Raw genomic sequence first — 21,172 nt, 5'->3', positions numbered from 1 at the left:
CCCTCATTTCTGGAAAAGAGGCCGAAAACGGAAATCACCTTTATCCCAGCTTTATTCCCTGTACCGCTTTCCGGTACTCCGCAAAAATCTCGTAGTTCTCCGGGCTGCTGGTTTCTAGCTCTAAGAGTTGCGGCCCCGCCGATGGGTCAAAGAAACCGGTCAAAGCTTCTTGCAGTGAAACCGAGTCTGTCACTTTCAAATAACCCAGCCCCATGTCTTCGGCGGTTTTCTGGGCGGTTTGGCGTTGCTCGGTCTCAAAGAAGGGCCGTAACTCAGGCTGACTTCTGGGTCCTTCAATCATTCTAAAGATGCCGCCGCCGTGGTTGTTGAGCACAACAATGCGCAGGTTCTGCGGAAGGTCATTATGCCAGAGCGCGTTGCGGTCATACAGAAACGCCATGTCTCCCGTCACCAGCGTCACCAGTTTGTCGGTGCTCAACGCCGAGCCAACCGCGGTACTGGTGCTGCCGTCAATGCCGCTGGTGCCGCGGTTGGCAAAGACCTCCACGCCTGGGTTTTCGGCCACGCCGATGAGGTTGGCGTAGCGCACGCTCATGCTGTTGGCCAGGTGCAAAAGACTGTTCTGAGGCAGATTCCGCAACACCTGGTAACACGCGTTGAACTCTGAAAATGGGCTGTTTTCCTGAAAACGCGCCAAAACCGACTTCGCGGTAGCGTTCAGTTCATGCCAGGCTTGGGTAAACGCGGGAGTTACTTGCAACCCTGTTTCCTGCTGCGTCAACTGCTCAAAAAACGTCTGCGGCTGCGTCCGGATAATGCGGGTGAGTTTCTGGAAGGTATCGGCTACCATGCCCGCCGGTTGCACGTGCCAATGGGCCATTCCCTGCTGCTGGCGCAAGAACAGTTTCAGGTTCTTGGAGATAAGTGATTTATGGAACGTAATGAGTAAATCTGGCTTGAGCGCCTCCTCGGTTTGAAGGTGTTTGGCTCCCAGAAACACGTCATGGTAGTTGATGGTTTCGCCATCGGCTTGCTGGTTGCTGATGGTGTCTGCCACAAACACAGCTCCGGTGGCGCGGCAGAAGTTCTGGATGACGGCGTGCAGCGCATCGTCTTTCCTGCCTTGCCCGGCCACCACCAGCACGCGCTTGTATGTTTTCAATTCAGTTGCCAACTGTTGCCAAACCTCGGCCGGCAGGCCGAAAGCAGAAGGCAGTTCCTCTATGATTTTCACATCACTGGAAAACGCGAACACCTCCCCTTCCTCGGGGTAAAAAGGTTCGCGCAGCGGAATATTGAGATGCACGGGACCTTCCGGAAAAGCGGTGGCTTCGTTAAAGGCTTCATTGATTAAACGGTTGGCGTGCCATTGGGAATCTGCGTGCGACGTATCTACCGGGAAATCCAGGCTGCGCTTCACGTGGCCGCCGTAGATGTGGCTCTGCCGGATGGTTTGGCCGTCCAGCTGGTCAATCCACTCGGGCGGTCTATCAGCGGTGAGCACCAACAGCGGAATGTTCTGGTAGAAAGCCTCGGCCACGGCGGGCGCGTAGTTGTAGGCGGCAGTGCCAGAGGTGCAGACCAGCACCACCGGTTTGCCCGTCTGTTGCGCGATGCCCAAGCCAATGAAGGCGGCGCTGCGTTCATCTGGCACGGTGCGCACCCGCAGTTGCGGGTGGCGGGCGAAGGCCAAAGTCAACGGCGCGCACCTGGATCCTGGCGAAAGCACCACGTCCTGCACGCCTTTGCGGGCGCAGATTTCGGCTATGTCAATGACGGCTTGTAGAATCATGATTCAGAGGCTTGGAAAAGGCGCAGCACGGTCTGCATTTTGAGTTCGGTTTCCTGCCATTCTTTGGCGGGGTTGGAGTCGGCGGTCATGCCGGCGCCGGCGTAGGCGGTCACGGTATCCTGGCCCACTTCCGCACAGCGCAGGTTCACAAACAGGTTGGTCTCCTGCCCCAGCTGTACCGGACCCAGAAACCCGCTGTAGTACCGGCGGTCATGCTGCTCCAGTTCGTTTATCATTTTCAAGGCGGCAGCTTTGGGCATTCCGCCCACGGCGGAGGTAGGGTGCAACAACTCCAGCATCTGCGTACCCAGATGCTGGAACCCGACTTCATCCATGGCCGCGCTGTACTCGGTTTTGAGGTGCAGCAGGTTCCCGGCGGCTATGGTTCTGGGCCCCGCCTCCACGTATTCGCGCAGCCGGAGGTGCTTGAAACAGCTGATGATGTAGCGCTGCACCAGCGCCTGCTCCTCAATCTCTTTCTGCCGCCAGATGGCATCGGCGGGCGTGAGGCCGTCGGTAATGGGTTGGGTTCCGGCCAGGGCCACCGTTCTGAAGACGCGGTGGCGGTCTATCTGCACCAAAACCTCGGGCGTAGCGCCCAGCCATGTGCCCACACCCGGAATGGCCACCAGCGAGACGAAAGCCGTGGGGTACAGTTGGGTGAGGTGGTCAAAGGTCTGCAACAGGTCAAACCCCTCAAACAGCGGCAGCGTTTTGGTTCTGGACAGCACCACCTTCTCCAGACAGCCCGCCTGCATGGCACTCACCGCCGTGGCCACCGTCTGCTCAAACGCATCTCGCCTAATGGCGGAAACCGGGCCCGCCGGGTGCTGCGGCCAGTTCTGGAGCGACCGGATTTCCTGTTTTTGGCCTGTTTTCGAGAAAACAGCCCGAAAACGCTCCATTAACTCTTCGGCGTTGACTTCTACTTTTTCATCGGCTTTGCCGCAGTAATAGATATCTGCGGGCAGGAAATTAATAGGAGACGTAGGGGAAACCTGGAACGGGTGGAAAGCAAATCCTTTGGCCGGGCCTTCCAGCGGCGGCAAAGAATGCGTCGTTTCCTTGGCCACCAGTGCCTGTACGTGTGGCGTATTGGGCAGTCGCCAGAGAGCAGTGGGGAGTTCAGTTTGAGCGGCAGCTTTAAACAATGAAAAAGAAATCTCCTGCGGCGAAAGGCCGGCAGTGGATTGGTGGATTGAGGAAGAAATATCGTCGGGCATGGAATGTTAAGGTTGGCTCTGCTGCCCGTTTTGTTGGGCACAGGCGCTTTGAAATTTTTAGTTTCTACGGCATCTATTTACTGATGTACAATAATTTCATCACGGGTCATTTCCACTAAATCATGGTGTTTTAATAATCTCTGCAGCAACGCAAGATTCTTCTCAAATAAAGCCAGCAGTCCTTGGTTCTTTAGGTTCCCTGTTTTCAAAAGGAGTAGCTTTGGTGGCTCTTTCTTAATGATATAGGATTTGAGAAAATCGGTGTCTTTGGTGATGACAATTCGCTCCTGCTCTTTTGCCAAACGGGCAATCAAGCCGTCTTTTGTAGCATTCTTTTCGGGTAAATCCAGCGTATGCACAGAATCAACTCCTTGATTCTTAAAGAACTCAGAAAGGCTTTTAGGCAGCTGAGCATCTACCAAAAACTTCATGAGGCAATGCGGTACACGCCCTTCACCTGCAACACTTTAGCGGCGTACTGCAGACACGCCAGAAAATCTTCACGCTCCAAATCTGGGTAATCTTCCAATAGTTCTTCAATGGTCATGCCTGCGGCCAAGAGTTCCAGCATGTTCTCCACGGGGTAGCGCAATCCCCTGATGGTAGGCTTGCCGTGGCAGATTTCCGGGTCAATGGTAATGCGGTTAATCAGTTCTTCCTGCATGAGCTAGGCTTAATAATGGTGCAACGCATAAATCTATTTCACTCTATCCAAAACGGCCATGGTAATGCGGCTAATACACACCAAATCGCCGGCCTCTGAGGTAATACGTATTTCCCAGACCTGGGTCTTGCGCCCCACATGCACGGCCGTGGCCTTGCCATAGACAAACCCGCTACGCACACTCTTGATGTGGTTGGCGTTGATTTCCAGCCCCACGCAGTACTGCTTCTCCAAATCCAGGAACATGGTGGCAGCTACACTCCCCAGTGTTTCGGCCAGGGCCACTGAGGCGCCGCCGTGCAACAGGCCCATGGGTTGGTGCGTGCGGTGGTCAACGGGCATGCGGCCAATTAAATAATCATCGCCAATTTCAGTGTATTCCATCCCCAAGTGCTCTCCTAACGTATTCTTGTTCCAGGCGTTGAGTTGCTCCAGGGTGACCTCGCGGCGTTTTTTCATGGGTAGTATTGGGAATAATGGCATATCTTGGGCCGCAAATTAGCGTAAAATTGAGCCTCAAAAAAATATACCTCATTCGGCACGGCCAAACCGACCTCAACCTACAAGGGATTGTGCAAGGCAGCGGCGTAGACAGTTCCCTCAATGAAACCGGCCGCTGGCAAGCTGAAAAATTCTTCCAGGCGTACCAGCACGTGAAATTCGATAAAATCTACACCTCGGCGCTGCAGCGCAGCGTACAGAGTGTGCAGCCATTCATTGACTTGGGCATTCCGTTTGAGCAGCACGCCGGTCTGAACGAAATTTGCTGGGGCCACCGGGAGGGCACCAGAATCACCCCTGAGGAGGACGCCTATTACTATGAGATGCTGGAGCGCTGGAACCAGGGCGAAACCCACCTGCCCATTGAGGGCGGCGAAAGCCCGGAACAGGTGGCCGAGCGGCAGAAACCGGTGATGGAATTGATTCTGTCACGGCCCGAGGAACAAACCATTCTCATCTGCATGCACGGCCGTGCCATGCGGGTATTGCTGGCGTGGCTCCTGCACTACCCGCTGCACCAGATGGACCGCTTCACCCACCACAACCTCTGCCTCTATGAGCTGAACCACACCGGCACCATGTTCTGGGTGGAGAAGTTTGACGATGTCTCACATCTGGGCTGAGTTTCAGGAACAACTTTTCCGTTTTCGGCCTGTTTTTCTGAAAATAGCTCAAAAACGACTTTACATTCTCTTACCACCATATTTGTATTAGAGCATTTTTGCCTCTATTTTTGAAGCCTTAAAACTGAGCAAATACTATGGCCGAAATCATTAGAATGCCCAAGATGAGCGACACCATGACCGAAGGGGTCATTGCCTCATGGTTGAAGAAAGTTGGTGATTCTGTGAAATCTGGGGACGTTCTTGCCGAGGTGGAAACCGACAAAGCCACCATGGAACTGGAGTCTTACGAAGACGGAACCTTGTTATACATCGGGCCCAAAGACGGCGAGTCGGTGCCCGTTGACGGCGTGCTGGCCATCATTGGCAAGCAAGGCGAAGATATTTCCGGCCTGTTGGCCGAAGTGAACGGCGGCGGCGCCCCTGCCCCCGCTGCTGAAGCCCCTCAACCAGCCGAGGCCCCTAAAGCCGAAGCTAAGCAGGAAGCCGCCCCTGCCGCCGCACCATCGGCGCCTGCCGCTAAAGTGAACGCTGAACTGGTGAAAATGCCCAAAATGAGCGACACCATGCAGGAAGGTACCATTGTGGCGTGGCACAAGAAAGTGGGCGACAAAGTAAAATCCGGAGACCTGCTGGCCGAGGTGGAAACCGACAAAGCCACCATGGAGCTGGAATCTTATGAAGACGGAACCCTGCTGTACATTGGCGTAGAGGCCGGTGCCTCAGTGGCCGTAGACGGTGTGCTCTGCATCATTGGTGAAGCCGGGGCAGATTACCAGGCCTTATTGAACGGTGGCGGCAAAGCCGAAGACAAAGGAGCCAATGTTCTGTCTGGTTCTATTGAAGAAGTCACCCGCGCCGAAAACCATAAAACCGATGCCCAAACCCAATCTGGTGACGGTGTAAACCAAGCCGCCGGTGGCCAGGTTCCAAGCCAAGGTTCAGGTGCTCCCGCTGGTTCAGAAAACCAAGGCCGTATTTTAGCCTCGCCGCTGGCGAAGAAAGTGGCCCAGGAAAAAGGCATCAGCTTAGCTCAGGTAAAAGGCTCTGGCGAGAACGGCCGTATTGTGCTGCGTGACGTGGAGAACTTCACCCCTGGCGCCGCCGCTCCTAAAGCTGCCCAACCGCAAGCTGCAGCCCCGGCTGCGCAAGCCGCTCCGGCTCAGTCTGGTGAAGCGTTCTCTGAGGTTCCGGTTTCACAGATGCGCAAGGTAATTGCCCGCCGTCTGTCAGAGAGCTTGTTCACCGCGCCGCACTTCTACCTCACCATGGAAATTGACATGGACAAGGCCATGGAAGCGCGCACCGCCATGAACGAGGTGTCTCCGGTGAAAGTATCATTCAACGACATGGTCATCAAAGCCGCCGCCGCTGCCCTGAAAAAACACCCAGCCGTGAACTCTTCGTGGTTAGGCGACAAGATTCGCTACAACAATGTGGTGAACATTGGCGTGGCCGTAGCCGTGGAAGAAGGCCTGTTGGTACCGGTGGTTCGCAACGCTGACCAGAAATCACTTTCTACCATCTCTGCCGAAGTAAAAGAGCTGGGTGGCAAAGCCAAGTCTAAGAAACTCCAGCCAAGCGACTGGGAAGGCAGCACGTTCACCATCTCTAACCTGGGCATGTTCGGCATTGAGGAATTCACTGCCATCATCAACCCGCCAGACGCTTGTATCTTAGCCGTAGGCGGAATCAAGCAGACGCCAGTAGTGAAAAACGGTCAGATCCAGATTGGCAATGTGATGAAGGTAACTTTATCGTGCGACCACCGCGTGGTAGACGGCGCCGTAGGTTCTGCGTTCCTGCAGACCCTGAAAGCGTTCCTGGAGAACCCGGTGACCATGCTGGTGTAATTAGTTGCTAGTTGTTTGTTCTTCGTTGTTAGTCGGACTATAAATCAGCAAGAGCCGAGGGAGAAATCCTTCGGCTCTTGCTGTTTTAGGCCTGTTTTCTGAAAAACAGGCTAAAAACGCAAATAGCGGTGTCCCTTCTCCCGCTGGGAGAAGGGTAGGATGAGGGTGGTTCCAATTGCCAGAAGCAGGATTTTCGGGATTAGGTGAATTTTCAGGATTGGGTTAGAAGTTGGCCCAGACGCTCGCAGGTCCTCCGGACGCTACGAGGTCTTTTTGAAATGGCTGTTGCGCATTGTTGATGGTTAAGAATAAATGCGCTGGCGCGACCTTGCAGCTCGTACCTACCCGTGCTGCGAGTCTCCAGACTCGCCGGGAACCAAGAGTTGGGAATTTGTGATAACAGGAGTCTGGAGACTCCAACCACCCATCGGCACGAGTCTGGAGACTCGCGCCAGATTAGACTGAGCATAGACGCAATCTTTTCTATGGCGCGGAAGTTACTTCCGTGACTTTTCTCTGCTTGGCCTTTACTATTCTAAAAGCAACGGACTTACCCTCCTCCTCCCCTTTCCCTGAAGGGGAAGGAACGCCGCTGTTCCTGTTTTCGGGCTGTTTTCCTAAAAACAAGCCAGAAACAGGAACATGCCTTATACTTTCAGCCTTGGGTCTGGGCTGGCGTACTGGTCAGTGAAGTCTCCGGCCAGGAATTGGTAATGGGCGGCCATGGCAATCATGGCGGCGTTGTCTGTGCAATATTGGAAAGCAGGCAGGTAAACGTTCCAGCCGTACCGTTTAGAGTAGTCTTGCAAGGTGGCCCTTAACCCAGAATTGGCAGAGACACCGCCGGCAATGGCAATTTCTTTTATGCCTTGCTCCTTGGCCGCCAGCACCAGTTTCTTCATCAGTGTCTGGATCAAGGCGCTTTGGATGCTGGCGCAAATGTCGGCCAGGTTATGCTGAACAAACTCTGGGTCAGCGGCAGAATTCTTTTTTACAAAATTCAGGATGGAAGTCTTGATGCCACTGAAGGAGAAGTCATAGCCCTCCATGTTCACAATGGGGAACTGAAAACGGTTTGGGTCTCCAGCCGCCGCTTTTTTGTCTAGCAGCGGGCCGCCCGGGTACGGCAGCCCCAGCAGTTTGGCAGATTTGTCAAAGGCTTCGCCCACGGCGTCATCTGTGGTCTGGCCCAGCACCTGCATGTCCAGATGGCTTCGCACCAGCACAATCTGGGTGTGTCCGCCGCTCACGGTGAGGCAGAGAAACGGGAATGCTGGCCGGGGGGCTTCAATAAAATGCGCCAGGATATGCGCTTTCATGTGGTTCACCTCTATCAAAGGGATCTCCAGACCCAGCGCGAAAGATTTGGCAAACGAGCAACCCACCAAAAGCGCCCCCAGCAAACCCGGGCCGCGGGTAAATGCCACCGCATCTAACTCTGATTTTGCTATATTTGCTTTTTGCAGGGCCTGTGCAACTACGGGAATAATGTTCTGCTGGTGTGCCCTGGAGGCTAACTCTGGCACTACCCCACCGTATTGCTCATGTATTGCCTGCGTGGCCACAATGTTTGACAGCACATGGCCGTTTTGAATGACAGACGCCGAGGTCTCATCACAAGATGATTCTATCGCTAATATTGTAGGGTTCATAATCCGTTGGAGACGCCAAACCAAGAAGAGACGCAAGAAAAAAAGAAAAACTATCCGCAAGTTATAGCAAAAGCTCTGTTAAAAATAATTCTGGGCACGCTAATCTTTGTGATGGTACTGGTGGGCGTGCTCTTCATGGCCCTCCGGATTCCTAGTGTCCAGACCCGGGTGGCCCAAAAAGCCGCTGAAATCATCTCTGAAATCATTGACCACCAGGTGACTATTGGCGGGGTTGACATTAGGTTCTTCAAGAGCGTGGTACTGAACAAGGTACGCGTGCTGGACCGCCAGAAGAAAACCCTTTTCTATGTGGGGGAACTGGAGGCAGACATTGGCCACTTCAACCCTTTCTCCCCAGACAGCCTTTATATTTCCTCGCTCACCCTCACCCAACCAGAGGCCAACCTGATCCAGTACAAAGGTTCTGACTCGCTCAACATGAGCACGTTCATCCGCTCCCTGGGCAAGCTCATAACCACAGACACCGCCCAGGCCAAGAACCCGTTCAAGTTCAAGATTGATGAACTGGTGCTCAAAAACGGTCATTTCACTTACCATGACTACAATGAGCCTTTTTCTGACTATGGAGTGGACTATGACCATCTGGACCTGGAACGGATCAGTGGCAGGTTCTCTGAACTGGATATCAAAGGTGACACTTTGTACGGCCAAATCACCAACCTCACCACCCAGGACAAGCGCTCCGGCACCTTCCTCAAAGAACTGGATACCCGCATGGTTTACGCCCCCACCTTCTGGGAATGGGGCAAACTGAACCTGCGGGTGAACAACAGCCATCTGGCCAACTTTGTACGGTTTGATTACCGGCGCTTCGGTAATTTTGTGCACTTCAATGACAGCATAGAAGTCACCGCCAACTTTGACAGCACCTATGTCACCTCAGATGACATCTCCATGTTTGCCGAAGTGCTCAAAGACTGGGACGAGAAGGTCCTGCTCTCTGGTAATGTAAAAGGCAAAACCAACAGCTTCAGAGCTCAGAACGTTGACATCAGATACGGAAAAAACACCCATATCAAAGGAGATATAAGTGCAGATGGCCTCCCAGATTTCAGGAACACCTTTGCTGACCTGCACCTGGAGGGCAGCACCCTCAATGCCCGTGACCTGAAACGGTATATTCCGCAACCCGCCTATGACATAGCCGCACGGGCGGGCACCATTCAACTGGAGGGAGACTTTACCGGTTTCTACAATGACTTTGTAGCCAACGGGGCATTTAAGACGCCGCTGGGAAATCTGCAGTCTGACATCAACCTGAAGTTTGACAAGCAGAACGCCAACCACTCCTCTTACAGCGGGTATGTAAAGACCGGCGGGTTTGACGTTGGTGGCCTCATTGGGGACAGAAGCATCATTAGACGGGTGGCGCTAGACGGCAGAGTGAAAGGCAGCGGATTCTCCTTTGAAACCGCTCACCTGCAATTGGATGCCACTATCAATGCCATTGACCTCTACAACTACAACTACCGTAACATTGTAGTAGACGCAGACCTGAGCCGGGAGACCTTCAACGGTGATTTGAGCATTAAGGACCCAAACATTGCCCTCACCGCCCATGGCAAGATCAACCTGCAGAACAACAACCAGATTTTTAACCTGAGCGTGCAGTTGAAACGCGCCAACCTGAAAACATTAGGGCTCACTGATCAACAGATCTACCTGGAAACAGACGCAAAGGTAGACTTTACCGGTGTGAAACTGGATGAAATAAGCGGTACCGCCACCTTTGAAAACACGTTCCTGAGCTACCAGGACCAGAAAGTGGCCATTGACTCTCTGGAGGTGGTCTCCCATTTCCATGACGGCATCAGGGAACTGCATGTAGGCTCAGAGCTGCTGGCCTTGCGGGCGGGGGGGGATTTTCAATACAGTACCCTCTTTGCAGACCTCAAGACCCTCTATGAAGAGTACCGGCTGAACTTCAGGAATGACCCGGTGGCCCTGGCCAATTACTACCGCCGCAAACCGGCTACACCGCCCGCGCCGTATGAGGTGGAACTGGATGTGCTTTTCAGGAGGGTGAACCCCTTGCTGCACGCCTTCGCCCCTGAGGTTTCCCTTTCAGACTTCACCCACATGGAAGGCTCCTTCAGAAACGGGCCAACCGCCATCCTCTCCCTGGTGGGCACGGTTGACACGGTGTACTACGGCAAAAACCAGTTCTACAAGAACCGGGTAGATTTCACTTCGTCTAAGCTTTGGAACAGTGCAGATGTATTGGCCAACGCGGTGGTGACATCAGAACGGCAGAGGCTGAAAGGTGCCGGTGACACAGAAAACCTGTACGTAGAAGGGGTGTGGAATGACCGCTTGATCAGTTTCTCCAGCAACATTGCCCAAACCGGCACCACCAACCGCGCCAACATCAGCGGAAATGTGGCGTTTCACCAGGATGATATTCAGATTGTCTTTAACCGCTCCAACATCAATGTGCTGGACCGCGTCTGGACCATCTCCCCCAACAACACCATTGTGTTTGAAGACAGTGACATCAACTTCAACAACATCATCTTCTCAAACGGGCCCCAAAGCATCACCCTCACCGGGGCGGTCTCCAGAAATCCGCAGCAGCTGCTGACCGTTGCTATCCAGGATTTCCAGCTCGAAAACCTGAACCCTTTGCTGCCAGACAAGATCAACGGTCGCCTGAACGGGGAGCTGCTCCTCAGAGACCTCTACCAGAACATCATCATGTCTTCGCGCATGACGGTAGATTCTTTCATGGTTGACAATCTTCTGATAGGAAACGTTACCGGCACCACCGCCTGGGACAATACCCGGGAACTCCTGAATGTAGACGTGGGAATTAGCCGCGACAACCAGAAAGTGCTGTCCCTCACCGGTACCTACAACCCAGACGGGGGGGCGCAGGAACTGGATCTTATGGCGGTCATGGATGACGCCCAGATTAAAATTGTGGAGCCCCTGCTTAAAACCATCATGACAGATATGAGCGGTACCATGGCGGGCAGAGTTAGGATTTCTGGGAAACTCTCCGGGCCAATCCTGAAAGGTTCTGTGATGGTGACAGACGGTTCTTTTGTATTCAACTACCTCAAAACCAAGTACACGTTCTCAGACCGCGTCTACTTCAGTGAGAACGACATCTCCTTCCGGAATGTACGGCTGCGGGACATTTACAACAACACGGCCATTCTGAATGGCGGGGTCTTCCATGACGGCTTCAGCAACATGGTGCTGGATCTGAAAGCCAACTTCACCCGCTTCATGGTACTGAACACCACCCGCGAAGACAACCCCATGTACTTTGGTACCGCCTTTGCCACGGGAGAGGTCACCGTGTTGGGGCCCACTTCAAACATGCGGGTAGACATCAAGGCTAAAAGTGAGAAAGACACCCAAATCTCTATTCCGTTAGACAACGCCACCTCACTGGAGCAGCAGAACTTTATCAGTTTCATCAATACCAACCCGGCCCTCAGAGACACAGCCGCCGCTACCGGGGTTGCTCCAGAGAAGAAAGGCCTTGATCTCTCAGGCATCAGGCTCAACTTTAACCTAGACATTGATGAAAACGCCTACCTGGAACTCATCTTTGATGAAAAAACAGAAGACATCATCCGCGGCCGCGGAAGGGGGAATATCAGGATGGACATTGATACCCGCGGTGAGTTCTCCATGTACGGCACCTATGAGATCATACAGGGCCGGTACAACTTCACCCTGCTGGGGCTGGTGAACAAAGAATTCAACATAAGGCCGGGGGGAACCGTGACCTGGAACGGAGACCCACTGGAAGGTCTGCTCAACATCACGGCCACCTACACCCAGCGGGTGTCGTTAGAACCAATTCTGGCCTTGGGATCTGCCCAAACACAGTCTGGGATTACCCGGGGCCGGTATCCGGTAACGGCGGTCATGGACCTGGACGGCCCCCTCACCACGCCGCAGATCAGGCTGAACCTGGAGTTCAATGACACTCCCAGTCTGCTGGAAGACCAGATCACCAACTACCTGAACACCATCAGGAATGACGAACAGGAACTAAACCGGCAGGTTTTCTCGCTCTTGGCCTTTAAACGCCTGTCGCCGCAGAACGAATTCCAGGTGGCCGTGGGCGATTTGGGCAGCAGCGTGGGGGAACTCTTCTCCAACCAGTTCAGCTACTGGCTTTCCCAGATAGACCCCAACCTGGAGGTTGACATTGGGGTGAGCGGCAGCGGTGACCAGGTGCTGGATGACATTCAATTACGCCTCAGTTATACCTTTTTGGAGGGCCGTTTGCGCATTACCCGTGAAGGCAGCATCAACAACAACCAGGTGGGCAACAGCGGCAGAACCACCGCCATTGGCGACCTCTCTGGTGAGTTCTACCTGAGCAAGAGCGGCCAGCTGCGGTTACGGGTCACCCACCAGACCACCCCGCGGGATTTTGAGGCCAACACCACCGCCACCAGACAAACCATTAGTGTGCTGCACCAGGCCAACTTTGACAACCTGGGGGAACTCTGGCGCAGCATCTTCCCCAAGAAGATCAAGGAACCTGCCCGCCAGATTATTGACGAAGACGAGCGGGTACCAATTATCAACCCAAATTAATTGCATTCCTGTTTTCGGGCTGTTTTTCAGAAAACAGCCCGAAAACAGGAATGCTGGTTTCTAAGAGGAATTGAAGAACTGCGAACAACCATGTTGATCAGTTGAGGCAAGCGCCAGGCGGTGCAGGTAAAAGCAGCTTTGGCGTTCGGGGCGGTCAAGGGAAATGGGCCATGCCAGGTTATATAATAGCCAGGGGAGGCTCGGTAAGGCAGAGTAGCATTGGCCTTCCTGGCAATATGATTTCGGCCCCATCTCCTGTTCCCAGCCTGCTGTAATACCAGTCCTTTTGCTTCGTTTATAAGGAACCGGTATCTACATCTGGCTTTGGCAGAAGGACTTCCCGGTTCTGTTTCTGACCTATTTTTCTGAAAACAGGCTAAAAACGCTCAGGGATCCGGTCTTGTTCTAAATAATTGCTATTTTTGCGAGCATACATCCTATGGCAGCAAAACCGCTAAAACATACCCGTAAGAAGAAGCTGGGCAACTACCCGCACACCATGGTGATTTTCAGCATTACGCTGGCGCTGTTTGTGATTGGTTTGTTTGGGTTACTGCTTATACATGCCGGTAAACTCTCTAATCTGGTAAAGGAGAATATGGAGGTGCAGGTGTACCTTGACCGTGACCTTACCCCCCTGGAAATAGAGAAGCTGAAAAAGACGCTGGCCCGCAAAGAATACATAGCCTACCAGGAGGGCAAAGCGCAGGTAACGTTTTTCTCAAAGGAAGACGGTGCCCGTGAATTCATAGAAGACAGTGGGGAGGATTTTTTGACCTTTCTGGGGGAGAACCCGTTGCGGGATGCCTTCATTTTGCGCATCAACCCTGAATTTGCCACCTCGGCCCAGCTCAAGAAAATAAAGCATGACCTGCAGAACACGGTGGGCGTGTATGAGGTGGAGTACGTAGAAAGTCTGATTGACTCCATTAACCAGAACCTGAGACGCCTGAGCATTGTGCTGCTCTCGTTTGCGGGCATTCTGGTGCTGGTGGTCATCATTCTCATCAACAATACCATCAAACTGGCTTTGTTCTCCCAGCGGTTCCTGATCAGGAGCATGCAGCTGGTGGGGGCCACCTCCTTCTTCATTCAGAGGCCGTTCCTGAACCGTGCGGTTTTTCAGGGAATTATCAGCGGCCTGTTGGCCTCCCTGCTGCTGTTTGCCCTGCTCCAGTATGCGTACCATGAAATAAGTGAGCTGTACGTGCTGCGTGATGAGCGGCAGATGGTGATTTTAATGGCGGCCCTGCTGGTGCTGGGTGGTTTACTGGGCTTTTTCAGCTCTTACCGCTCAGTAAAAAAATACCTGAGAGCTTCTTTAGACGATTTATACTAGGATTAACAACACCCCATGGATACTAAGAACACCAACCTTTTCTCCTTCGGAAAAAGAAATTACCAGATCATGCTGTTAGGTCTGCTGGTGATGGCCATTGGCTTTATCATCATGGCCCTTGATTCTGAACCTTACGGTTACGGTTTCCTGGGCCTTACGCTTGGCCCCCTTGTACTGGTGGTTGGGTTTATCATTCAATTCTTTGCCATTCTGGCCAAACCTAGAAAAGACGCTTAATGAGTATCTGGGAAGCCATTATCCTTGCCATTGTAGAAGGATTGACAGAGTTTTTGCCGGTTTCTTCTACCGGCCACATGGTGATTGCCTCCAGCCTTATGGGGATCAGCGCCTTTGAGTTTACTAAAATGTTTACCGTCACCATTCAGTTTGGGGCTATTCTCTCAGTGGTGGTGCTGTACTGGAAGCGGTTCATCAACTCCTTTGATTTTTACAAGAAGCTGCTGGTAGCGGTGGTTCCGGCCTTGGCCATTGGTTTTGTGCTGAAAGACGTGGTAGACGCCATGCTGGAGCGTGTAGAGGTGGTGGCCATTAGCCTGGTGCTGGGGGGGATCATCCTGATCTTCATTGACCGCTGGTTTAGGGAGAAGACCAACCCTGTAACCACCCCCAGTTATAAAAACGCACTGGTGATAGGCTTTTTTCAGTGCCTGGCCATGATTCCCGGGGTTTCCAGGTCTGCCTCCTCTATCATTGGCGGCATGACGCAGAACATGACCAGAAAAGCGGCCGCCGAGTTTTCGTTCTTTATGGCAGTGCCCACCATGCTGGCCGCAGCCGGTTACAAAGTGGTGACAGACCTCCTGCACCTTGAAATATCTGATCTGCTCACGTTTGACCTCCCCAAAATTGAGGCGGGTTTTAACGCCATTACCCCCCAGGAATGGCAGGCGCTTCTCATAGGCAATGTGGTGGCTTTCATTGTGGCCATGGCCGCCATCAAATTCTTTGTTGGCTTCCTGACGAAATACGGATTTAAACTATTTGGGTACTACCGTATTATAGTGGGTCTGGTGATTTTAATGCTGTTGGCCTTTGGGGTAGACATTCAGGTAGTATAATGCAGGAAGAACGCAATTTTGATTTTGAGGCAGGGGCGGTCCTGTTGATCAACAAACCCCTCACCTGGACGTCTTTTGACGTGGTGAAGAAAACCAAGTTCACCCTGCGCATCAAAAAAATTGGCCACGCCGGCACGTTAGACCCCCTGGCCACCGGTCTCTTGATTCTCTGCACTGGCAAATTCACCAAACGCATTGAGGAGATTCAGGCACAGGAGAAGGAATACACCGGTAAAATGGTGCTGGGCCACACCACCCCTTCCTTTGATCTGGAAACCGAAATCGACTCTACCTCCCCCACAGACCATCTCACAGAGCAGATGATCAGAGAAGCGGCGGCTTCGTTTGAAGGGGAGATTGATCAGGTGCCCCCTATTTACTCGGCGGTAAAAGTAAACGGGCAGCGCGCCTACACCATTGCCCGCAAGGGCGGCGAGGCCGAAATCAAAGCAAAGCGCATCACCATCAAGCAGTTTGCCATCACCTCTGTTGACGGCAACCAGATTGCGTTTAAGGTAGTTTGCTCCAAAGGAACCTACATCAGGAGTTTAGCCCGGGACCTGGGCGGGAAACTAGGGTGCGGCGCTTACTTATCTGAGTTGGTGCGCACCCGTATTGGCGACTACAAATTAGAAGAGGCCATGAGCCTGGAACAAGTACAGGAACTCCGCGATAAACTTTTTGCCCAGCATGATCGTCATCCGGGAGCTTAACCAATTTCCTTTACTTGCGCATGCGGTGGTGACCTCTGGCACCTTTGACGGCGTACACGTGGGCCATCAGAAAATACTGGCCCGGCTTACTGAGAGTGCCCGCCAAAGCACCGGGCAGAGCGTGGTGATAACGTATTGGCCGCATCCGCGCACGGTCCTTAACCCTCATGATGACTCCCTGCGTCTGCTCTCCACCATTGAAGAGCGCATAGAGGCGCTGGAACAGTTTGGGGTAGACTATCTCCTGATACTCCCGTTCACCAGAGATTTTGCACAGCTCACGTCTGAGGAATACATCCAGCAGATACTGATCAACACGCTGCACACCAAAAAATTGGTCATTGGCTATGACCACCGCTTCGGGAAAAACAGGGAAGGCGGGTTTGATTACCTGCAGGCCAACGCCCGCCGGTACGGCTTTGAGGTAGAGGAGATTCCCAGGCAGGATATTGACGAGGTGGGCGTGAGCTCCAGTAAGATCAGAACCGCTTTGGAGAAAGGCGATGTAGAAACCGCCGCCCGCTACCTGGGGCGCCCCTACACCCTCTCAGGACGGGTGGTGGAAGGGAAAAAACTAGGCAGAACCCTGGGCTACCCCACCGCCAACCTGCAACCCCAGGACAAGCTGAAACAGGTCCCGGCCATTGGGATCTACGCCGTCATGGTAAAAACAGCTTCAGGCAGCTTCAAAGGCATGCTCAGCATTGGTACCAACCCTACCGTGAACGGCACTTCCCAGACCATTGAGGTCCATCTCTTTGATTTTGAGGGGGACCTCTACAGCCAGGAAATCACCCTCTCCTTTATTGCCTACATGCGGCCTGAGGAGAAGTATGAGAACCTGGACCTACTGGTCCGGCAGCTGCACCAGGACAAAGCCACCGCCTTACAACTGTTAGGATAATTCAGTCTTTTCCGTAACTTCACCACGGGCTTTCACGATAGAAAGGGGAAGAAGGCAGCCCAGATTAGGTTTGTCAGTTCTAACGTTCCTGTTCTATGTTCAAAAGCATACTCGCTGTGTTAGGCGGGGCAGCCGTAGGTGTCTTCACCATTGGTCTGGTCCAGTACCTTGGGCACCAGTGGTACCCCACCCCCGGCAACCTTTCCCTGGATGACACGCAGGCAGTGGGCTCCTATCTTGCCACTGCCCCAACCGGCGCGCTCCTCCTGGTGCTGCTGGCCTACGCCCTCGGTTCCTGGTTTGGCGGTATGGTGGGCGCCCGATATGCCCCCGCAAAACCGGTGGTACATGCGCTGGCAGTAGGGCTGCTGCTCATGCTTTCAGGAATTGCCAATCTGCTGGTGATTCCGCACCCACTCTGGTTTAGCATTGTTTCTTTGCTGGTGTACCTGCCCATGGCATTTTTTGGGGGCATGATGTCCTCCAGGAGAATTCCATAGGTATTTCTGTTTTCAGGCTGTTTTTCTGAAAACAGGTCTGAAACGCACATTCTGAGAAAACTGGGCCCTAGCTGCCCTTTCAAATAAGATAACTTTCCATCTCTACTTAGAGTCACATGATCAACAAAGTAGTACAAGACGCCGCTGCCGCCTGCCATGACATCCCTTCTGGCGCCACCCTCATGCTGGGGGGGTTTGGGCTCTGCGGAATTCCTGAGAACGCCATCCAAGAGCTCCTTCGGTTGGGGGTGAAAGACCTTACGTGCATCTCCAACAACGCCGGGGTAGATGATTTTGGGATTGGGCTGCTGCTGCAGAAACGGCAGGTTAAGAAAATGATCTCCAGCTACGTGGGTGAAAATGCCGAGTTTGAGCGCCAGCTGCTCTCCGGGGAGCTGGAGGTGGAGCTGATCCCGCAGGGAACGCTGGCCGAGCGCATCAGGGCCGGCGGCGCGGGCATTCCTGCCTTCTTCACTCCCGCCGGCTATGGCACTGAGGTGGGGGAAGGCAAGGAGAGCCGTGAGTTCAACGGCAAAATGTATCTCATGGAAACCTGGCTTAAGGCAGATTTCGCGCTGGTCAAGGCCTGGAAAGGAGACACGGCCGGCAACCTTATTTACAAAGGCACCGCCCGCAATTTTAACCCCATGATGGCCGCCGCCGGCAAAATCACCATTGCCGAAGTAGAGGAACTGGTTCCTGTGGGCGAGCTGGACCCCAACATGATCCATACCCCCGGCATTTACGTGCAGCGCATTTTCCAGGGGAAGGACTATGAGAAGCGCATTGAACAACGTACCATTCGGTCTTAACTAGTACTCATTTTGAACAGTATGCCTTTAGATAAACACGGAATAGCGAAACGCATAGCCCAGGAACTGGAAGACGGGTTTTATGTGAACCTGGGGATTGGAATTCCCACGTTAGTGGCCAATTATATACCCGAGGGAATGAATGTGGTGCTGCAGAGTGAGAATGGCCTGTTGGGCATGGGCCCCTTCCCTACTGACAGTGAGGTAGACCCAGACCTTATCAATGCCGGGAAGCAAACCGTGACCACCTTGCCCGGCTCTGCCCTTTTCAGCTCGGCAGAAAGCTTTGCCATGATCAGGGGCGAACATGTGCAGCTGACCGTGCTGGGCGCCATGGAAGTCTCTGAACGCGGAGACATTGCCAACTGGAAGATCCCGGGCAAAATGGTGAAAGGCATGGGCGGTGCCATGGATCTGGTGGCCTCTGCCAAGAACATCATTGTAGCCATGCAGCATACCTCAAAAGACGGTCAGTCAAAACTACTCAAGACGTGCTCCCTGCCCATCACCGGTTTACAGTGCGTTAAGAAAATAGTCACAGATCTGGCCGTACTGGAGGTGACAGCAGATGGCTTTAAGCTTCTGGAGAGGGCTCCGGGCGTAACGGTAGAACAGATTCAGGCCGCCACTGAAGGCCGTTTGCTGGTAGAAGGGGAGATTCCTGAAATTAAAATTGCCTGAGAGTTGTTACCACTTCGGCGCAAGCCGTACCTCTAATTTTGTGTTTTTGACCTGTTTTTCAGAAAACAGGCCAAAAACAGCGTATAGATACTTGTTCTTAAAACAAAAGTGCCAGCTTACATTTGTGCTTAGAGCATGTTAAAATTGTCTTTTGCGCTTTAAAACGGCACCAGAAGAACCTGGCTTTGCCAGAACCTTTTGCTTCTGTTTTAAAGCCGGTGCAATAACTCTTTAAACAAGCTCTAACTTGCGGCGGAAAGCAGCAACCATCCTGGGAGGGGGCTGGGTATAAAGATTTCCTCCTTTTTCACCTCTTCTGTGTTGGCTATGGCACAGAAAAGAAAAGCAACCAGCAATATGAGTGAGACAACTGAACACAAATTAATACTAAGACAACTTACCCAGGCAGATTATAAAGAGGTAAAGCAGATCATGGAAATGGTCTACACCAACCTGGGCGGCTCCTGGACCCAAAAAGAATTCAACTCCCTGCTCAAACGCTTCCCAGAGGGGCAGCTGTGTATTGAGGATAAAGGACGGGTGGTGGCAGCCGCCTTGAGCTTGATCGTTGATTATTCTGAATACGGCGACAAGCACACCTATGAGCAGATTGTGGGCGGTGGCAAGTTTGACACCCATGACGCAGACGGCGACACCCTGTACGGCGTAGATGTGTTTGTGCACCCAGACTACCGTAACCTGCGCCTGGGACGGCGTTTGTATGACGCCCGTAAGGAGCTCTGCGAAAACCTGAACCTGCGCGGCATCATCCTGGGCGGCCGCATACCCGGCTACAAGGAACATTCTGACAAGATGACGCCGGGCAAGTACATTGAGCAGGTGCGCAACAAGGAGATCTATGACCCTATCTTAACGTTCCAGCTGAGCAACGGCTTTCACGTACGGAAGATTATCAAAGGCTACATGCCCCAGGATAAGGAGTCTAAAGCCTATGCCTCCTTGCTGGAATGGATCAACGTGTACTATGAAGAAAAGGAGACGCTGGTAGGCGGCACCAAGAAAGTGGTACGCATTGGGGTAATCCAGTGGCAGATGCGCCAAATGAACTCCCTGGAGGATTTTGAGCAGCAGATTGAGTTCTTCGTGGACACGGTAAGCTCTTACAAGGCAGACATGGTGCTGTTCCCTGAGTTCTTTAATGCCCCGCTCATGGCACTCACAGATGAGACCACCCCGTCTGCGGCCATCAGAAAGTTAGCCGATTATACAGACGGCATACGGGAGCGCCTCATTCACCTGGCCCTCTCGTACAACATCAACATCATTGCGGGGAGTATGCCGGAGTACATAGACAACAAGCTCCACAATGTAAGCTACCTCTGCCGCCGCGATGGCACCTGGGACAAACAGTACAAGCTGCACGTTACACCAGACGAGGCCCATTACTGGGGAATGCGCGGCGGAAATAAACTGAATGTATTTGACACCGACTTCGGGAAGATAGGGATTCTGATCTGCTATGACGTAGAGTTCCCAGAGCTGGCCCGTATGCTGTCTGACCAGGAGATGAAAATCCTGTTTGTTCCGTACCAGACAGATACCAAGAATGCGTACCTGCGGGTACGGCACTGCGCCCAGGCCCGTGCCATTGAAAACGAATGCTATGTGGCTATCACCGGCAGCGTGGGCAACCTGCCCCGGGTAGAGAACATGGACATCCAATACTCCCAATCAGCGGTATTTTCGCCCTCAGACGTTGCTTTCCCGCATGATGCCATCATTGCAGAGGCCACACCCAACACCGAGATGACCCTGATCGCCGACCTGGACCTGGAGCTTCTGAAGGACCTGAACACCACCGGCAGCGTGCGTAACCTGCGTGACCGCCGGAAGGATCTCTACAACCTGAGCTGGCTGCACCAGAAAGAAGATGATTTAACTGAGATTTAGAGAAAGTAGCTCAGAAACAGGAACGGCTGGCCACGTGGTCAGCCGTTCCTGTTTCTGAGCGGTTCATTGCAAGAGGAGACGTTGGGGAGCTTGTGGAGAGGGGTTTGTATTACAGGTAAAGCTTAAAAACAAAGAACTAGGTGCTGGTGCATTAACTTCAATCTTTGGCCAAGGACTGCGATTGTCTCTAAAGCTTCTGTTTTGGGGCTGTTTTTTTAAAAATAGACCAAAAACGGCACCACCAGCTCAACCTTTCCCACCCAAGACAAACGGAAAAAGTAATACCAGGGAAGTTCTTTAGATTTTAAACCGGCAGACGTTTTAGAAGGTACATCTCCTTTAACGAAAGCTTTTTGACCTGCTTAACAAAAGGCGCTGCT

Annotated in this window: 18 protein-coding genes; 12 read left to right on the top strand and 6 right to left on the bottom strand. The window is 52.9% G+C overall.

The annotated features are described in order from the left end of the window. Positions 1 to 40: 40 nt before the first annotated feature. From menD to FHS90_RS12320, 5 genes are all read right to left on the bottom strand, one after another. Entirely contained in the window at positions 41 to 1,753 is a 1,713-nt protein-coding gene (gene menD, locus FHS90_RS12340) for a 2-succinyl-5-enolpyruvyl-6-hydroxy-3-cyclohexene-1-carboxylic-acid synthase (protein ID WP_182513272.1), read from the bottom strand. After that, complete coding sequence (locus FHS90_RS12335; protein ID WP_182513271.1) at positions 1,750 to 2,976, bottom strand: chorismate-binding protein; 1,227 nt, start codon at positions 2,974 to 2,976, stop codon at positions 1,750 to 1,752. The genes menD and FHS90_RS12335 overlap by 4 nt, the downstream gene beginning before the upstream one ends. A 77-nt stretch (positions 2,977 to 3,053) precedes the next feature. Continuing rightward, complete coding sequence (locus FHS90_RS12330; RefSeq protein ID WP_066832079.1) at positions 3,054 to 3,407, bottom strand: DUF5615 family PIN-like protein; 354 nt, start codon at positions 3,405 to 3,407, stop codon at positions 3,054 to 3,056. Then, positions 3,404 to 3,640 carry a DUF433 domain-containing protein gene (locus FHS90_RS12325; RefSeq protein ID WP_182513270.1) on the bottom strand — a complete coding sequence of 79 codons (237 nt, stop codon included), beginning with the start codon at positions 3,638 to 3,640 and terminating at the stop codon, positions 3,404 to 3,406. Before FHS90_RS12325 ends, FHS90_RS12330 begins: the two co-directional genes overlap by 4 nt. Before the next feature lie 33 nt (positions 3,641 to 3,673). Continuing rightward, positions 3,674 to 4,099 (bottom strand): hotdog fold thioesterase, encoded by a 426-nt coding sequence (locus FHS90_RS12320; protein WP_182513269.1) that lies wholly within the window; start codon positions 4,097 to 4,099, stop codon positions 3,674 to 3,676. Positions 4,100 to 4,149: 50 nt separating this feature from the next. Here FHS90_RS12320 and FHS90_RS12315 point away from each other — a divergent pair, with 50 nt between their 5' ends. Together FHS90_RS12315 and FHS90_RS12310 are read left to right on the top strand one after the other, a co-directional pair. Further along, positions 4,150 to 4,764, top strand: coding sequence for a histidine phosphatase family protein (locus FHS90_RS12315; protein WP_182513268.1), 615 nt, complete (start codon positions 4,150 to 4,152; stop codon positions 4,762 to 4,764). Between the two features lie 137 nt (positions 4,765 to 4,901). Next, positions 4,902 to 6,617 (top strand): pyruvate dehydrogenase complex dihydrolipoamide acetyltransferase, encoded by a 1,716-nt coding sequence (locus FHS90_RS12310; RefSeq protein ID WP_182513267.1) that lies wholly within the window; start codon positions 4,902 to 4,904, stop codon positions 6,615 to 6,617. Positions 6,618 to 7,264: 647 nt separating this feature from the next. On the opposite strand, the gene tsaD is transcribed toward FHS90_RS12310, so the two are convergent. Next, positions 7,265 to 8,269: a tRNA (adenosine(37)-N6)-threonylcarbamoyltransferase complex transferase subunit TsaD gene (tsaD, locus tag FHS90_RS12305; protein ID WP_066832092.1), complete on the bottom strand. Its 1,005-nt coding sequence runs from the start codon at positions 8,267 to 8,269 to the stop codon at positions 7,265 to 7,267. Between the two features lie 6 nt (positions 8,270 to 8,275). Between tsaD and FHS90_RS12300 the strand changes: the two genes are divergently transcribed. The 10 genes from FHS90_RS12300 to FHS90_RS12255 all read left to right on the top strand — a co-directional run bounded on the left by FHS90_RS12300 (position 8,276) and on the right by FHS90_RS12255 (position 20,792). Beyond that, a complete protein-coding gene (locus tag FHS90_RS12300) occupies positions 8,276 to 12,853 on the top strand; it encodes a translocation/assembly module TamB domain-containing protein (protein ID WP_446692747.1) in 4,578 nt (1,525 codons plus the stop codon). Between the two features lie 439 nt (positions 12,854 to 13,292). Further along, a complete protein-coding gene (locus tag FHS90_RS12295; protein WP_066832098.1) occupies positions 13,293 to 14,192 on the top strand; it encodes a cell division protein FtsX in 900 nt (299 codons plus the stop codon). A 15-nt stretch (positions 14,193 to 14,207) separates the two neighbouring features. Beyond that, positions 14,208 to 14,429 carry a DUF3098 domain-containing protein gene (locus FHS90_RS12290; protein ID WP_066832100.1) on the top strand — a complete coding sequence of 74 codons (222 nt, stop codon included), beginning with the start codon at positions 14,208 to 14,210 and terminating at the stop codon, positions 14,427 to 14,429. After that, a complete protein-coding gene (locus FHS90_RS12285; RefSeq protein WP_066832102.1) occupies positions 14,429 to 15,271 on the top strand; it encodes an undecaprenyl-diphosphate phosphatase in 843 nt (280 codons plus the stop codon). Before FHS90_RS12290 ends, FHS90_RS12285 begins: the two co-directional genes overlap by 1 nt. Next, positions 15,271 to 15,984, top strand: a complete 714-nt coding sequence (gene truB / locus FHS90_RS12280) for a tRNA pseudouridine(55) synthase TruB (protein ID WP_066832104.1) — start codon at positions 15,271 to 15,273, stop codon at positions 15,982 to 15,984. Before FHS90_RS12285 ends, truB begins: the two co-directional genes overlap by 1 nt. After that, positions 15,962 to 16,888: a bifunctional riboflavin kinase/FAD synthetase gene (locus FHS90_RS12275; protein WP_182513265.1), complete on the top strand. Its 927-nt coding sequence runs from the start codon at positions 15,962 to 15,964 to the stop codon at positions 16,886 to 16,888. Before truB ends, FHS90_RS12275 begins: the two co-directional genes overlap by 23 nt. 95 nt (positions 16,889 to 16,983) lie before the next feature. Then, on the top strand, positions 16,984 to 17,388 hold the full coding sequence (locus tag FHS90_RS12270; RefSeq protein ID WP_153042612.1) for a hypothetical protein: 405 nt from the start codon (positions 16,984 to 16,986) through the stop codon (positions 17,386 to 17,388). Between the two features lie 116 nt (positions 17,389 to 17,504). Further along, positions 17,505 to 18,200 carry a CoA transferase subunit A gene (locus FHS90_RS12265; protein WP_066832111.1) on the top strand — a complete coding sequence of 232 codons (696 nt, stop codon included), beginning with the start codon at positions 17,505 to 17,507 and terminating at the stop codon, positions 18,198 to 18,200. A 21-nt stretch (positions 18,201 to 18,221) separates the two neighbouring features. Further along, positions 18,222 to 18,881 (top strand): 3-oxoacid CoA-transferase subunit B, encoded by a 660-nt coding sequence (locus FHS90_RS12260; RefSeq protein ID WP_182513264.1) that lies wholly within the window; start codon positions 18,222 to 18,224, stop codon positions 18,879 to 18,881. A 357-nt stretch (positions 18,882 to 19,238) separates the two neighbouring features. Next, positions 19,239 to 20,792, top strand: coding sequence for a GNAT family N-acetyltransferase (locus FHS90_RS12255; RefSeq protein WP_377047721.1), 1,554 nt, complete (start codon positions 19,239 to 19,241; stop codon positions 20,790 to 20,792). Positions 20,793 to 21,172: the final 380 nt, after the last annotated feature.

Origin of the sequence: Rufibacter ruber (genome assembly GCF_014138425.1) — a bacterium.
Taxonomy (GTDB): domain Bacteria; phylum Bacteroidota; class Bacteroidia; order Cytophagales; family Hymenobacteraceae; genus Nibribacter; species Nibribacter ruber_C.
The sequence above is the reverse complement of the archived record's forward strand: the minus strand, read 5'-3'. Positions and strand labels throughout refer to the sequence as shown.

What these genes read in the sequence shown, in the direction of transcription:
- menD (WP_182513272.1), bottom strand. Translation starts at nt 1,753, where the DNA reads ATGATTCTACAAGCCGTCATTGACATAGCCGAAATCTGCGCCCGCAAA.
- FHS90_RS12335 (WP_182513271.1), bottom strand. Translation starts at nt 2,976, where the DNA reads ATGCCCGACGATATTTCTTCCTCAATCCACCAATCCACTGCCGGCCTT.
- FHS90_RS12330 (WP_066832079.1), bottom strand. Translation starts at nt 3,407, where the DNA reads ATGAAGTTTTTGGTAGATGCTCAGCTGCCTAAAAGCCTTTCTGAGTTC.
- FHS90_RS12325 (WP_182513270.1), bottom strand. Translation starts at nt 3,640, where the DNA reads ATGCAGGAAGAACTGATTAACCGCATTACCATTGACCCGGAAATCTGC.
- FHS90_RS12320 (WP_182513269.1), bottom strand. Translation starts at nt 4,099, where the DNA reads ATGAAAAAACGCCGCGAGGTCACCCTGGAGCAACTCAACGCCTGGAAC.
- FHS90_RS12310 (WP_182513267.1), top strand. Translation starts at nt 4,902, where the DNA reads ATGGCCGAAATCATTAGAATGCCCAAGATGAGCGACACCATGACCGAA.
- tsaD (WP_066832092.1), bottom strand. Translation starts at nt 8,269, where the DNA reads ATGAACCCTACAATATTAGCGATAGAATCATCTTGTGATGAGACCTCG.
- FHS90_RS12295 (WP_066832098.1), top strand. Translation starts at nt 13,293, where the DNA reads ATGGCAGCAAAACCGCTAAAACATACCCGTAAGAAGAAGCTGGGCAAC.
- FHS90_RS12290 (WP_066832100.1), top strand. Translation starts at nt 14,208, where the DNA reads ATGGATACTAAGAACACCAACCTTTTCTCCTTCGGAAAAAGAAATTAC.
- FHS90_RS12285 (WP_066832102.1), top strand. Translation starts at nt 14,429, where the DNA reads ATGAGTATCTGGGAAGCCATTATCCTTGCCATTGTAGAAGGATTGACA.
- truB (WP_066832104.1), top strand. Translation starts at nt 15,271, where the DNA reads ATGCAGGAAGAACGCAATTTTGATTTTGAGGCAGGGGCGGTCCTGTTG.
- FHS90_RS12275 (WP_182513265.1), top strand. Translation starts at nt 15,962, where the DNA reads ATGATCGTCATCCGGGAGCTTAACCAATTTCCTTTACTTGCGCATGCG.
- FHS90_RS12270 (WP_153042612.1), top strand. Translation starts at nt 16,984, where the DNA reads ATGTTCAAAAGCATACTCGCTGTGTTAGGCGGGGCAGCCGTAGGTGTC.
- FHS90_RS12265 (WP_066832111.1), top strand. Translation starts at nt 17,505, where the DNA reads ATGATCAACAAAGTAGTACAAGACGCCGCTGCCGCCTGCCATGACATC.
- FHS90_RS12260 (WP_182513264.1), top strand. Translation starts at nt 18,222, where the DNA reads ATGCCTTTAGATAAACACGGAATAGCGAAACGCATAGCCCAGGAACTG.
- FHS90_RS12255 (WP_377047721.1), top strand. Translation starts at nt 19,239, where the DNA reads ATGAGTGAGACAACTGAACACAAATTAATACTAAGACAACTTACCCAG.